The 15,157-nt window shown below is 39.9% G+C and carries 7 protein-coding genes and 1 pseudogene; 2 read left to right on the forward strand and 6 right to left on the reverse strand.

All coding sequences use genetic code 11. From position 1 onward, the window contains the following. Positions 1-136 precede the first annotated feature (136 nt). Positions 137-1,027 carry a dienelactone hydrolase family protein gene (locus IPZ59_RS17950; RefSeq protein WP_236137423.1) on the forward strand — a complete coding sequence of 297 codons (891 nt, stop codon included), beginning with the start codon at positions 137-139 and terminating at the stop codon, positions 1,025-1,027. 91 nt (positions 1,028-1,118) lie between these two features. On the opposite strand, the gene IPZ59_RS17955 is transcribed toward IPZ59_RS17950, so the two are convergent. From IPZ59_RS17955 to IPZ59_RS17980, 6 genes are all read right to left on the reverse strand, one after another. After that, on the reverse strand, positions 1,119-2,501 hold the full coding sequence (locus IPZ59_RS17955; protein ID WP_236137424.1) for a RagB/SusD family nutrient uptake outer membrane protein: 1,383 nt from the start codon (positions 2,499-2,501) through the stop codon (positions 1,119-1,121). A gap of 18 nt (positions 2,502-2,519) precedes the next feature. Continuing rightward, a complete protein-coding gene (locus IPZ59_RS17960; protein WP_236137425.1) occupies positions 2,520-5,501 on the reverse strand; it encodes a SusC/RagA family TonB-linked outer membrane protein in 2,982 nt (993 codons plus the stop codon). Positions 5,502-5,711: 210 nt separating this feature from the next. Then, complete coding sequence (locus IPZ59_RS17965) at positions 5,712-8,573, reverse strand: CHAT domain-containing protein (RefSeq protein ID WP_236137426.1); 2,862 nt, start codon at positions 8,571-8,573, stop codon at positions 5,712-5,714. A gap of 9 nt (positions 8,574-8,582) precedes the next feature. After that, positions 8,583-10,013: a hypothetical protein gene (locus tag IPZ59_RS17970; RefSeq protein ID WP_236137427.1), complete on the reverse strand. Its 1,431-nt coding sequence runs from the start codon at positions 10,011-10,013 to the stop codon at positions 8,583-8,585. An 18-nt stretch (positions 10,014-10,031) separates the two neighbouring features. Then, on the reverse strand, positions 10,032-11,450 hold the full coding sequence (locus tag IPZ59_RS17975; protein WP_236137428.1) for a CPSF domain-containing protein: 1,419 nt from the start codon (positions 11,448-11,450) through the stop codon (positions 10,032-10,034). Positions 11,451-11,673: 223 nt separating this feature from the next. Then, positions 11,674-13,203, reverse strand: a complete 1,530-nt coding sequence (locus IPZ59_RS17980) for a M20/M25/M40 family metallo-hydrolase (RefSeq protein ID WP_236137429.1) — start codon at positions 13,201-13,203, stop codon at positions 11,674-11,676. Between the two features lie 344 nt (positions 13,204-13,547). On the opposite strand from IPZ59_RS17980, the pseudogene IPZ59_RS20390 reads away from it, so the two are divergent. Further along, a pseudogene (locus IPZ59_RS20390) lies at positions 13,548-15,069 on the forward strand (IS1634 family transposase). Positions 15,070-15,157: the final 88 nt, after the last annotated feature.

Here is a 15,157-nt window from a genome sequence, read left to right on the forward strand (position 1 = left end):
TAAACATGCCGTATCCTAGTCTCAGTTCTAACCGATAAACCATTCTATTCCCCATTGAGTTAAAAACTCTATAAAGAGTTTAACCGAATCTTTATCTTGGTATGGATTCGGTTTTTTATTTTCAACTACTAACCACATGAAAGAGATACAAAAAGAAAAATTATCACAGGAGATTTTTGACATGTACGATTACTATGTACATGGGCAAATCAATAGAAGGCAATTTGTAGACAAACTTTCCAAATATGCAGTTGGAGGATTGACGGTTTCGGCTATCCTCTCGTACTTGATGCCCAATTATGCAGGCACTTTAAGATTCGGAGCTGATGATACTCGAGTGGATAGTTATTATGTTGAATATGACTCTCCTAAGGGTGGCGGCAAGATAAAGGGCCTACTCTGTATTCCCGCTAATCTTCAGGGAACTGCACCAGGAGTATTGGTTGTCCATGAAAACCGAGGACTGAATCCGTACATTGAAGATACGGCCAAGCAAGCCGCTTTGGATGGATTTATTGCTTTTGCACCTGATATGCTTACTCCTTTTGGGGGATATCCGGGAACAGACGACGAGGGTCGCAGCATGCAGGCCAAGAGAGATAGATTTGAAATGCTGGAAGATTTTATTGCTGGCTATGAGTTTTTGAAAAATCAGGAAAACTGTACAGGTAATGTAGGTGTGGTAGGCTTTTGCTTTGGAGGTTGGATTTCCAATATGATGGCCTGTAGAGTATCTGATTTGAAAGCAGCGGTTCCTTACTATGGTGGGCAAGCGATTTTAGAAGAGGTCCCTAACATCCAAGCACCGATTCAATTACATTATGCAGATTTGGATACACGCGTCAATGAAGGCTGGGCTGCTTATGAGGTGGAACTTAAAAAACATGCAAAGCCATATGAGGTACACTTCTACCCTGCTGTCAATCATGGATTCCACAACCACTCCACTCCCCGTTATGACAAAGAAGCCGCTGAGTTGGCTTGGGGAAGGACTGTAGGGTTTTTTAATGAGCATTTAAGAGGGTAAAATAAAGTTGAAATAAAAAACTGATTCAATGGGTAATCAAAATAAAAAAGGAGCTGAATCGCTCCTTTTTTATTTCTATTAGTGTGTCATGTTATCTATTGACGTAAGCATCCCAGTTTAACTCTGATTGTGGATGAGGGAATTGGGTGAATACAGTACCACCATCAAAGGAAGTATCGATTTCATTGAGTTTATCATACCTTCTGGCATCGATCCAACGATGTCCCCATGGTTCAGCCCAAAGAGAGTATCTTCTTTGATACAAGATCTCATCAATCAAGGCTGCTTGGGTAGTAGCCCCAGTATAAGCCCCTATATTTGCAGCATTCCTGATGATGTTAATAGCTTCTATTGCTTGAGCAGTTTGTCCCAAATTAGCATGTGCTTCTGCTTTTAAGAGAATCAATTCTTCGTTACGTATAAATGGAATAGAAGAGGTATTTAAAGGCCATCTTCTGTCTTGAAATCTACCTTCCAAGGTACCAAAGTCTGTAGAAACAGTAATTGGCGGGTTGGTTCTTTCGAAGAATTTATTAGTAACTCTCAAGTCACCTGGGGTTGCGTCTCTGATTACTGATGGGTGTACCACTACCATCGTATTCAAAATAGCATTTGGAACATAAAACAGTGGATTGAAAATATCAGGTGGAGCACCGTAAGGATGAGCCGGCCCGGCATTCAAATTTCCATTCAAATTCATGAAGGAAGCTTCCAAGGCAGTCAATACCCCATTCCAGTCTTTTCTATAGGCATTCAATCGTGCAGTGATTGCCCTATTTATTTGCCTGATACCAGCATTCGTATTGAAACCGTTAAATCCAGCGGTCAATCGTAAGGGGAAATTACCACCGCCAGCTGCAACCAAATCCTGGTCAGCTTCATCTAAAATTGTTCTGATGTGGTTCAAGGCTTCATCGTAACTGACAAAAGGTCCTGGATTCAGAGGATCAGCAATATCAATTCGGATTCCATTTTGATAAACAAAATTAGCAGGAATCATAAATTGGTATCCTTTAATCGTTTTAGCAAATCCAGCTACGGCTCTTTTAGATGTTTCATTGAGCGTAGCTGCATTATTAGCTGCATTTATTAAGACATCGGCTTGCTTGATTGCTTGAAAAGGTGCAGCCCAAGAGCCTCCACCAGTGGCCCCGAAGCCAAAGTATGAGCGATCAGGAACTCTACCTGCCTGTCCCAACCAATCCGTTTGGAAACGAGGGTCAGAACCGTTCAAGTACCATATCTCTCTACCGAAGGTATTCCAAGCTTGAGAAACGTTGGTCACATATCCTCTATGTCGGGCTTCTAAACCAGTCAATAAGAATTGTATCTGCTCATTGGAAGCGTTGTTACTAACCGACTCTACGGAGGGGTTGTTTGGATCAATTATTTCATCCAACTGCAAGGGATTACAAGCAAACAATGTACTTGCTACCACCGCTGCTAACCCTATATATTTATTTAACTTTTTCATTGTTCTTGGCGTTAGTTTTTAGAAGTCTACGGTCACGTGGAAGAAGATTCTTCTTGGAGTTGGATATGGAGTGATGTCCACATTATTCCCAACCGCTTGAGCACCGAAGGTGGATGTTTCAGGGTCATAACCAAAGTAATTGGTAAACAAGAATGCGTTATTCACCGAAGTACCTAGTCTGATATTTTCTACACTATTTCCAAAGAATTGATTGATAGATGCTTTGGGCACATTGTAATACAGACCAATTTCTCTGATTTTTAAGAATGTAGCATCCTGTACCCAACGTCCTGCATTGTTGAATGGTGCAGGTGGTCGCTGTCTACCATTTGGAATCCCATCTCCGTTATCATCATCAAACCAACCTTTGGTAGTACCGCCAGCATCAGTTAAGAAAGTACTCAAGTTAACATTATCACCTCTATGTCTATACTCCATCAAGAACGAGAGCTCAAAGTTTTTCGCAATGGTAAAGTTATTCACCATAGACATGTTGTAACGTGGCTGAGCATCGCCCCAAATCGTAAACCCACCGGTAATGCTTGGGTCGGCAGGAGTACCGATGATAGTCGTTGGAGAAAAGCCTTCTGCATAAAGAAATGTACCTAATGCCGTACCAAAACCGCCTGCAAAGTAGGTAGGAATTCCTAGCCTTGTTAAGGTCAATCTGTTATGCCAATACATTACCCTGGTATCCCAACTAAAATTAGGTTTTTGTATCACCGTACCAAACAAAGATAATTCAAGTCCTCGGTTTTCTAGCTCGGCCTCATTACTTGGTGTAGTAGTCACACCGGTTGAAGGAGATAAGGAAAGGTTTTGAAGATTATTTTGAGTTCTTTTGATATAATAAGTGGCCTCCAAACCGATTCGGTTATTGAAGAAACCTGCATCCAAACCAAATTCCAATTCCGTTGCTGTTTCAGGGATGATTTGTCTATTACCTACCTGTGTTGATACTACAGAGCCTAGTAAACCGCCAATATTCGAACCTCCTAGTGGAGTGAATGTTGTTCCAAAATTAACCGGACCTGCTGTTTCCCCATAAGCAATTCTTGGCTTCAATGCAGAAACAGTAGATTTATTGGTCCAAAAATCGAAGTTAGCCAAGTTGACTGCTACCGATGCTCTTGGGAAAGCAAAGAATTTATTAGGGTCCCCATTTAAGGTTGACTTATCCCAACGGATACCTACTGTACCGATGATTTTATCCTCAAAATTGGCTTCTTGCTGCAAGAAAATACCGGCCTCTTGTATTGTGGAGAAAAACTGGCTTTCTACTTGTTGTACAGTCGCTTGCTGAATATTCAATTGACCTGGAGCTAATCCCCTTCCTCTATTGAATAAGTTGTTATTTTCAAGATCTAAGCGTACCAAACCTGCCTGAGAGTTCATATTCACTCTTCCTAAATTCCAGTTGTAAACCAAACTTGCCTGAAGATTTGTATTAAAGCTTTCTTGCTTGCCCCATAAGACATCTCCGGGGATAGGTTGGGCTCTTTGGAACTGTAAAAATTCAGGTAAATACACTAAAGTAGTATTTTGTAGGAAATCCAAGCCACCACTTAACTCAAATGTCATATAGCTGTTAGCTGTCTTGAAGACATTTGCATCTAATTTAAACGATTGTAAAAACCTATTGACCATAGAATTATTAATTCCATGATCTGTTACAGCGACAGGGTTTTCCGCGAAATAAGGATTGATAGGATAAGTCCCATCTGCATTCCTTCTCAAATCATAATAATTAGGCACGTAAGCAATGTTATAGCCTATAGATGCTCCTGTGTTGTTTTGGTTACCCGTAAAACCTCTATCAGAATTACTTCGAATATAATTTGAAGATACACTAATTCTAAATACATCTGAAATCTTATGATCTATATTAGCACGGACGGAATACCGTTGAAATCCCGTATTTCTAACCGTTCCCTCCTCATCAGCAATATTTGCAGATACGAAGAATTTAGTATTTTCTTTTCCTCCTGTTACTGTCAAACGGGAATTCAGTAACCTTGCAGGATTGTTGTAGAAATAATCCTCGTAATCCACAAATGTATTGGTAGCCACAGCATTTCTAAACCGTTCCAATTCAATCGGCCTTCTATTTTCAGGGAAAAAGAAATTTATCTTATCCTCAGACCAATCATCCACACCTAGTAAACGAAGAGGAGTAGCAGATCCTATATCTTGTGAAAACGACACCTTAGTTTTTCCTTCGGACCCACGCTTAGTCGTGATAATAATTACTCCCGCATTGGCGCGCGTACCATAAATGGCAGCAGCCGATGGGCCTTTCAACACCTCAATTGTCTCAATATCATTTGGATTTAAATCTGCTAGACGGTTAGCACCATCATCCTGATTGGATCCACCAGCACCTGAAACTGATGCTCTACCTGTACGCTGGAAAGAGTTGTTGATATACACACCATCCACGATAATCAAAGGCTGGGATCCTCCTGTCAAGGTAGATATACCTCTCAATTGGATAGATACACCGCCTCCTGGAGCGCCGGAATTGGATCGAATGGTAGCTCCAGCAATTTTACCATACAAGGCACCATCTGTGGTTTGAATCGTTGTCGTTCCAGTCAATTCCTTGGATGATACGGATGAAACTGCATTGGCCAAGTTACTTCGTTTGACAGAAGACGCCAAACCTGTCACAATCACTTCCTCCAAATTGGTAGCATCCTGCCTCAAAGAAACAGTAATGGAACCAGTGGTTGATGTGACAGGGATTGATTGACTCACATACCCTAAAGAGGATACCACCAAAACAGCATTAGCGTTGCCACTGATGCCAATAGTAAACCTGCCATCCAAGTCAGTAACTGATCCTTGGGTGGTATTTCGGACCAAGATAGTAGCGCCTATTAAGGGCTCCCCGGACCGATCATCTCGTACAGTACCCGAAACGGTGTACTGCGCCATACTCCAACCTGTTGTAAACAACAGCAGGAGAATGGCCATGCTGGATTTGTAAATTTGTTTCATAGAATTTTGTTTGGGAATCACTAACTAATTTCAAACTCAAATTAAATGTACAAATTTAATTTTTAGCCGTCTACTTTATAGGTGGTTTATTTTTTATTTCAATTTTGAAAAATCAAGAAATAAAATATCTGAAGTATGCTCAAAAAAAACAACTTAATAGTCTTATCTTAATAAACAGCAGAATTAACTACCAACTATCCAATCAGTATATTATTTGCCTGCATACACAAAAGGCGCCCAAATCACAGGATCTTGGTAAAACGCCCCCATTACCCCTGAAATCATATGTCTTTTAACAGCATTTAAGGCTTTATCCGCAGGAATATCTTGATTGAACACCAAGTCATATAAAAGTGTCATTAGCACCATTGTTCCTTGATCACTGACTGGCCACAGAGATAATAAAGTGCCATTAGCTCCAGCGATCATTAATGCTGAATTTAAACCATTGATGCCTTCCCCACGATAATATTTCCCTGTGCCTGTATCGCAGGCGCTCAAAATCGCCAAATCAGCCTGTAAGTTCATTTTTGCTATTTCTGGGGCTATCAAAAAAGTATCCTCAGTCCCATCCCCTTCTGGCGGAGAAGTCATCATCAAGCCAGCAAGTTCCGGTATCGCCTCGTAAGCAAACCCGTGGGTAGCAATATGAACAAAACGATAATTCGCTAATTCACCACTTCTATCAAGTTCTTTAACTACCGATTCACGCATGTCTCGGTCAATTAACACCTTGGCTTCTGGTATCATGGCCTGAATCATCTGCACCTCTTTGAGTGTACCAGCCAAATAATCGGCTTGTAAGCCAAAGCCCAGTTTGGCTAATTCCATGGATATATTGCTCCCTTGATTTAATTTTTTCTGGACATCCGATTGCACTTGCAAAAAACCCAACAACCCTCTCTCAACAGTTCCTACTTGAGGTGACTTCCCTTGATACGTTGCTCCACCCATAGCAATCACAGGTTTGCGATCATCGCTGTAAGTTCTTTTTCGAACTTCCTGTAAGACTGTCATCGAAGGTATGTAAGCTATCTCAAAATTTTCAATTAAATAGGATCCTGATCGGTCCATAAATGATTCAAAAGGCAACAAATTCAAATGTTCCTCAGCACTGATAATCAACGATATTTTTCCTTGAAGCCTTGAAATAATGGGCTGGATTAGGTAATCATGCCAAAACGACAAAAAATCATTTCTAACAGGAATCAAATCCTGGTCATAGGATTTAAGTAATTCCCGGGTGATTTCAAATGCCTCCTCAAAATGCTGAGAGGTAAATGCCTGCTCTTTGGATGCATACCGGATCAAGCTTCCGTTTACTACATCTTCTAAAGGACCTGCTTTTACCCCGTTCAGCGCATCGGGTCTCCCTGAAAATCGGTTGATATACTTTTTCTTGAGCGTTAGCCAAGCATCAATAGGGTAATGCTGATGAATACTTGCCTGCTCCTTAGTAACCACATGAATAATGATACCACCAGGCCTATTCCCCGTAGAGTAATAAATGAGTGCTTCTTCGGGTTTTAGCAAGGCTTGTGCTTGTTTTAGGGTCATAGGTTTCACCGCCGGATTCAAACGCTCTCTCAAAAAACGACTTCGGTTTTGCTCTTGAGCCAAAAATAAACCTTCCGAATCCTTCAAACGCTCATAACTTAAAATCAATCCTCCATAAGCTGAACTTTGCGCATCCATCATGGTCAATTGTTGAGAAGGAGAAAGTCTACTTCTATAGCTTTCAGTGATAGCGATAGCCCTTTTGAATAAGTCTACGGACTCTACATATTGACTTTCATAATTAGCTAAAAAACCAGCATTATTATACAACAACTGTGCGTCCGAGATTTGACCTGAACGAAGTCTTTTCTCTGCTAAAGAAATTAATAATTGTTTGGCCTCAGTTGGTTTCTTTTCCCGGTATAAAAAAGAGGCATAGTTTCCTCCAATAATATCCTCTAAGGCTGGGTCTCCCTTGGCAAGTGTATTTGCTTTTTGGAAAAATTGACTCATGAGTCTGTATTCCTCAGGATTGGTAGTCATCAATAAACTGGATACCAAATAATTATACGCCTTTACTTGAAACATTTTATTATTAAGAATCTCAGCTGCAGTCAATAAACTCATTGCATCTCTGGCTTTTTCTCCAGGTCTTTCTAATAAATCAAGTGCAAGTACTTTCTTATCCTGTAAGTACAAAGAATAGGTATTGGGAAAAACAAGCGGGACTTGATCATGCGCTCGTAGTCCAAGTTCAGCATTGACCAGAGATTCCCCATAGTTGAATGCACTCAAATCAGCAACAGACAAATAATAGAAACCCGATGCACGAAAATGACTCAAATGAATATCTTGACCCGATTGCTGAATGAATGATTTCATCAGGGGAATCCCATTTTGGTAATCTCCAACTTCGAGTCTCCCTTGGGCTTCAAAAAATTGCAGTGTATTTGAGAAGTAAGGAATTGGTACAGGCCATGATTTCATTCGCTGTATCAATACTTGTGTTTTGCTGCATGCCTTTCCTTGTGCCCAAAGATTGAAACATTCACCCATCTCTTGAAAAAAGAAAGCATTATTCCTATAAATAGGGGCAATTCTGCGGCTTTCAGAAACCAATTCACTCAAGGGTAAAGCCAAATACTTATTTAATAAGGTTAGATCTTCTTCAAGTAGCCTCGGAGCATCCGGATTGCCATTCACCTGATAGGCGTAATGCATGTAGCGTTTCGCTTCCTCCAACTGCCCTTGCACTGCAAAATTACATACCCCAACAGCCAATGCATGATAATCCAAGGGAGATAAGTTGACCCCATTCAACCAATATTTCAAGGCTTTTTCCTTGTCCTTCAACATCAGCTGTGAATAAGACATCAACACGTATCCCCAATGCGAATCAGGGGAAACTTGAATCATCTCATCGCAGACCTTCGCCATGGCAAGAGCATCTTTCCTTTCAAAAGCCTGAGAATACTTCGTTAGATAAGCATTAAAATCCTGCTGTGCACTTAGGGATTCCATGCTAAAAAGCATAACAACCAATCCGATAAAATGCCAATAACTATTTTTTTTCATATCAACCCCTTACAAGTTACCACAGCCCATAGCATAGTTTCTTACCGTTGGCGCCTTTCCTAATCCTTCGGTTTTGACATGTATTTTATACATTTCTTGTGAACCTGAAATGTCAAAATTGGTCACCTGAACAACTCCAGTAGAAGAACGGATCGTTTTTCCAAGGTCTCTTGAATCAATCAAATTACCTTGAGCATCGTATTGGAAGACAGCAAAATTAGAAGTTTGGGTTCCTCCTTTGGTGGTGAACCCCATGGCTAATACAATCACTCCCCCATTCGAGCATTCTCCCAGTTTGCCGATTGCAAACTCTTGATCTCCTAACATCGGCTGCCTTCCTTCCTGCAAAAAACGCAGATTTGTTATTTCTCGACCTTTCGCTTGATTATAATCAAACTTAAAATTGGCAGGTAATTGATTGAAATTAATTTTATATTCCCTAAAATCCTCTGCCATTCTCTCCTTCATCCCATCTCGAAAAGCTTGAAACTCTTCTGAGGGTTGAGAAAAATTGATTCGCAAGACCTCTTGACCTTCATTTCTATCACTGACTTTTAATCCATAAGCTATATAATTCACTTTCCCTTCTGTCAATTGATTAATGGGTACTAATTCATACACATGTTCGTCAGTAGCTCTAACCACATCCAAGGAGTTAACATCTTTCAGATTTGCTGCTTTAGGCTGAAAAATGCCATAGCCCGCTGTTTTTTTGTAAAACTCTTTAGTCTTTGAATCGTAATTATAAAAACCCAAATCAAATCTTGATGCCCCATAAGCCCCCACCCAGCCGTCTGGAAGTGATTCAAATTCAAACTTGGATCCTTTGATTGGAAGAGATGCTATTTTTTTGGCAGAAAGATCATACCATTGGTAGGAATCAACATCTCGAAATACGATCGCACGTTTATCCAACGAAACCTCAACTTGCGATATGTATTTTTTTGAACTGAAAATTTTAGTAGGGTCAAGATTTCCTTGCTCTTGGATCGCAACAAAATAATTTAGATCAATCAATTTCACGTTTTCAAAAAACTGAACCACCAAATCATTTCCATGAACATACCCATGGTACTTTTGAATTTTAACTGAACTTTCGGGAAAAGCTGAATATGCATTCATAAACATCAAAAAACGATAATACTTATCATTGTCAACAAAAATAAGTTCATTCAAAGACGCATCTGCATCAATCAATTTTGCATCTGTGGTAGGCCAGCGATTCTCAGAATCAATATAGGTTGAAAACTCCTTGATCAAGGTTCCTGTAGATAAATCCCACGTAGAAATCCTATCAAAGGTAAATACCACCGCTTTTGAACCGTCTTGACTGATTCGAACTTGTGGCTGTTCAATAGCTGTCTTCCATAAATGGAGACTCTGAGCAAATGCCACTTGCGTAAGCACTGCTAAAGAAAGAAGCAATATAATCTTTATCATTTTCATACTTTCATTCGTCTAATCGTTACAGCCTCCTGCATAATTTTTCTGCTGAACTCCCTTGCCAATTCCCCAGCGTGCTACTACCGAATAGCCACGATTCATAGGTTCTATGGTAAATCGGGTAATCTGTTCAAAGCCTCCACCTTTTTTGATCGTTTTTCCCAAATCTTTGGAATCTATCAACATCCCGAATTTATCGTACTGTCGGATATAAAAATGCGAGGTCTGATTGGCTGCTCCTTGAGTAAATCCCATTGTCAATACGATGATACCTCCATCATGACAATCTAAGATTTTACCAATGGCAAATTCCTTGGCTCCAACTGATGGATGAGAACCAAACTTAACAAATGGAATTTGTTGAATTTCCCTTCCTGCCGCTGAATTGTAATCAAATGTATAGGGAAGTGGAAGTTGGTTAAAATTGATTTTAAACTCTTGAAATGCTAGTTGTTCCTGTTGTTTGACTCTATCCAAGACCGTCAAAAAATCAGCCTGATTACTCGAGATATCTATCTCCCGAATGACTTCCCCCGTTACTTGTGCTACTTTACGGATACCATATTTAAAATAAGTGATTTTTCCATCCTCATACTTTCCCCCACTATAAAACTCATAATAATGCTTCTCATCAGACCGGACAATCGCTCTTATAAAGTTAGTTTTAGGTTGAGGAACTGATTTAGGGTAATATAATTTCCTTGCTTCTTCCCCTTTATAGGATTCCTTTTTGCCCGTTTCCAAATTAACAAATTGTACTGTTTCGCGTGTATCTCTGCCACCTGAATACGCTTCCATCCAATTATCTGGCATGTTATGAATGTAGCTATAGGTGTTTTTCACGCCTAGCTTCTTCTTTTTGTAGGTTGCTCCATTGACGAAGTAAAACTCTCCATCATCCTTGATTAATACACCTGTATGAAAAACCGGGACCTGTATAAATCCGAAATATTTCTCAAGGATGATTTTATCTTTTCCAGTATCTTGATCGTAGATAGACACATTATAGTCACCTGTGGTCGTATATACCATTTTATTACCATCAGTGTACCCGTGAAATATTCGTAATCCATGATTGAATTTGGGGAAATTCACATAGCCTTGCTGCACCAATGAAAACCGATGAATAGAACCATCTCCATCAGAAAAAACCAGTTCTAGAAGCTTATCATCTGCATCTATCAATTTTGCATTCCGATGAGGATATCGATCCATATCAGCCATGTAGGTGCTGTAGCTAGCCAATAATTCACCGGATTCCATGTTCCATTTGGTAATCCTATCATGAGTAAATACAATGAATTGGCTTTTGTCCTGATTAAAACGAACACCAATAGATTGATAATTAGTATTCCACGCATGCATATTTTGAGCTTGGATAATATGGGAAGAACATAGCCATAAGCTGAAAATGATTCCTAGGATTGTTTTCATGATGGTTGGGGCTTTTTTTCAAAATTGCTCTATAAACCACCCTTTTCCAATCCCTTGTAACTGGCATATTCTTATCCGTGCTAGTGGGTATTCACCGTATAAAAATCGAATTTATTGGGACTGTAATGACTTAAAAAAACTTACTACTTAAAAGCAATGATAAACTCCAGCCAGCCTAAATCAGAATATTACTGAAAAAAATAGCAGGCTGGAGTTTCTAAGATTAATCGATTAGCGAACTGCTGAGGATTGCTATTGCTGTTAATATCCCCTCCTTAAAATTGCCCAAACGTAAGTTCTCATTGGGCCCATGCTGATTATTGTCGGCGTTGACTGTCACTACGGTAACCGCAGGTATATTATCCAATGCATCTACAAATGGCGCTATCGGGAGTGAACCTCCACTGATACGTTTGCGGATAGGTTCTTTGCCAAAAGCTTTAACCATGGCTTGGTTCAACCAAATCCCTGGCTCGGAGTCAAATGGAGTTCGGAAGGCTTTGTATGAAATGGTACCCTCCCATTTAATCAACTTCGGATAAGTGATCCGCTCTTCCTCGGTAGGATCTTTATCCAATATATGGTATCCTTGGTCTTGGATGTATTGGCGAATAAGTTCAAATAGCCGCTCAGGATCGGATTCTGGAACCAATCGAACATCGATCTCTGCAATAGCCTCTGCCGGCACAATAGTTCTTGCCTCCATACCCACAGAGCCGGAAGAGAACCCACGGATATTTAAACTTGGATATTGGATGGATTCCTGGTAGGTCTCTCCTACTTTATCGAATTCAGCAATACCGATTTTTCGCATAATCTCTTCATCTATATCAGGCACTTGACGTAAAATTTTCTTTTCAGCATCCGTCAAAACAATCCCATCATAAAAACCGGGTATAATCACCCTTCCTTGTTCATCTTTCATACTGCTGAGCAATTGCGCCAATCGAAAAGCGGGATTTGGTGCATAATTACCATAATGACCACTGTGCTGATCTGCCCTTGGCCCGTACATAGTCAAGGTGATTTCAGAGATTCCCCGAGCTCCGAAACTGAGCGTGGGTTCATTGCTTACATGTCGAGGTCCATCCATAATCAACATCATATCTGCTCTCAATTTGGTGGCATGTCGAACTACAGCAGAAGCTAAATGAGGTGATCCAATCTCTTCTTCAAAATCCAATACTACTTTGATGGAATAATCGGGGCTAAAACCAACTTCTGAAATAGCATCCCAAGCCGTCAAAAACATCGCCAAAGGACCTTTATCATCCGAGGCAGAGCGGGCAAAGACCCTCCATTCCGGATCATAATCATTCTCCAAAGTATTCATGGGTATCGTCTCCCAGCTACCATTGGGACTCCTTTTTTTCAAGGTAGGCGTAAACGGGGATGGCTGATCCCACTGCTCAGGAAATACCGCTTGTCCATCCATATGAAAATAAAACAACACTGTCTTAGTAGCTGTGGGATGGTTCTTGGAAGCTAGTAATAATGGAAACCCATCTGTCTCTAATCGTTCCACCCCCCATTGACGGGCTTGAAAATTTTGCTCACACCATTCCAAATTAGGCCATAATTGCTCAGGGTAATGAGAATCGTTGGGAATGGACAGCAATTCATTCAATATCCCAACGCCAGGAAGAAAGTATTTATCTGTAAGTTGATGGATATCTAATGTTGATGTTTGTTGCGCAAGAACATTACAAGATAACAACATGGATAAAGCAATGAGGTAAAAACGTGTCTTCATCAATACGAGATTTGGTGATGAAGTTAATGAAGCGTGCCGCAAAAGCAAGTCAAAAAATTACTAAAGGCGAAGAATGCAGATAGTTGGTGTGAATATCTATTCCAATACAGAATTCACACCAACGAGTGATTAGTTCATAAAAGCAAAAGAAACCAACACCGAATCAGTGATTTTCTTGGCCTCTGTTTGCAATACGGGTTCCTCATAAGCGATGGATGCATCCATCGCCATAGTTTTCACCTGTTTTGTGCGGGCACACTTTAGTTCAAAATTAAGTCATTGAAATTTAATGGATTATTTCGATTGATTTTGTGTTTTTGGGTGTCTCGGATTATTTTTAGTTTATGTTTGTGAGACGTAAAAGGAATTCTAGCGGTAGCTTTAGTGTACAGATTATCCAAAAAGTAGGCAGAATCAATAAAGTTGTCAAGTCATTAGGCAGTTCTTTTGATGAATCAGAGCTTGTTCTCCTTGAAAGGCAGGCCTTACTTGAAATTGAGAAAATGAAGGGTCAGGCTTCCCTGTTTTCCAATGATAGGGATACCAACCTAAAATCTGTGCTTTCCAATGTAAGTAATAGCGAAATAGAGCTTATTGGTCCTGATAATATTCTTGGAAAGGTTTATGAGTCAATAGGGTATCACACTATCGGATTAGATGAGCTTTTCAGAGACCTGATCATGTCTAGGCTTGTTTATCCTGGATCCAAGCTGAAAACCATCGATTATCTTGCCAGGTTCAAGAACAAGGAAATCAGCGTTTATTCCATCTATCGGTATATGGATAAGATCCATAGAAATTATAAAGATAGGATTGAAGCGTTGACATTTAAACACTTCAAGGATATTTTAGGGGGGGAATATCGGCCTTATTTTTTACGATATGACTACGTTATACTTCGAGGTGCCAGATGAAGATGATTTACGGAAAATAGGCTATTCAAAAGACGGCAAGCATCAGCATCCCCAGATCAAATTAGGGTTGCTAGTAGGACCTGATGGCTACCCCTTGGGGTATGATATTTTTGAAGGAAGCACTTATGAAGGGCATACACTTATTCCTGTATTGAAGAATATTGAAAAGAAGTTTTCTATTGACAAACCTATTGTGATTGCTGATGCAGGTTTACTGTCATCGACCAATATCGATGCACTCATCAGCAATGGGTACAAGTTTGTCCTAGGAGGTAAAATCAAGAATGAAAGTGCTGAAATCAAAAATAAAATCCAACAACTGGAGGTTACCGAAGACAAACCAAGGGAAGTGAAAAAGGATGGTTATAGGCTTATTGTGAGCTTTTCAGAAAAACGGAGGAAGAAGGATTCTCATAATCGGGAAAAGGGCCTTAAAAAGCTTGAAAAAAAGGTTAAAAACGGGAAACTAGATAAAAATAGCATCAATAACAGAGGGTATAACAAATACCTCAAGTTGGAATCAGAAATAAAAGTAGCTATCGATTACACTAAATATGAAATGGATGCTAGATGGGACGGTTTGAAGGGCTATCTGACAAACACGTCTATGAAGCCAGTTGAAGTCATTGCAGCATATGGAAACCTGTGGCATATCGAGAAAGCTTTCCGAATAAGTAAAACTGATATCAGAATAAGACCTATTTATCACCGTATACCAAGAAGAATAGAAACACACATCTGTATCTGTTTTGTGTCTTATGCAGTTTTCAAGGAGCTAGAAAGAATGTTAAAAATATCTAAAGCGGGTTTTTCTGCAACAAGAGCAATAGAGCTGACAAAAAACATGTATCAGATAAAAGTTTTCCTTCCAGATTCAAAAACTTATACAACTATACCGCTTAAACCAACCGAGGAACAGCAAGAACTTATCTCAGTTATTATGAAAATTTAGCGTGGGTGTCCCATCGCACAAAACAGGAAAACGTGTCTTCATCAATACGAGATTTGGTGATGAAGTTAATGAAGCGTGCCGCAAAAGC

It is taken from the genome of Mongoliitalea daihaiensis (assembly GCF_021596945.1).
Lineage (GTDB): Bacteria > Bacteroidota > Bacteroidia > Cytophagales > Cyclobacteriaceae > Mongoliitalea > Mongoliitalea daihaiensis.

Coding starts and splice junctions, on each gene's coding strand:
- IPZ59_RS17950 (WP_236137423.1), top strand. CDS start 137: ATGAAAGAGATACAAAAAGAAAAATTATCACAGGAGATTTTTGACATG.
- IPZ59_RS17955 (WP_236137424.1), bottom strand. CDS start 2,501: ATGAAAAAGTTAAATAAATATATAGGGTTAGCAGCGGTGGTAGCAAGT.
- IPZ59_RS17960 (WP_236137425.1), bottom strand. CDS start 5,501: ATGAAACAAATTTACAAATCCAGCATGGCCATTCTCCTGCTGTTGTTT.
- IPZ59_RS17965 (WP_236137426.1), bottom strand. CDS start 8,573: ATGAAAAAAAATAGTTATTGGCATTTTATCGGATTGGTTGTTATGCTT.
- IPZ59_RS17970 (WP_236137427.1), bottom strand. CDS start 10,013: ATGATAAAGATTATATTGCTTCTTTCTTTAGCAGTGCTTACGCAAGTG.
- IPZ59_RS17975 (WP_236137428.1), bottom strand. CDS start 11,450: ATGAAAACAATCCTAGGAATCATTTTCAGCTTATGGCTATGTTCTTCC.
- IPZ59_RS17980 (WP_236137429.1), bottom strand. CDS start 13,203: ATGAAGACACGTTTTTACCTCATTGCTTTATCCATGTTGTTATCTTGT.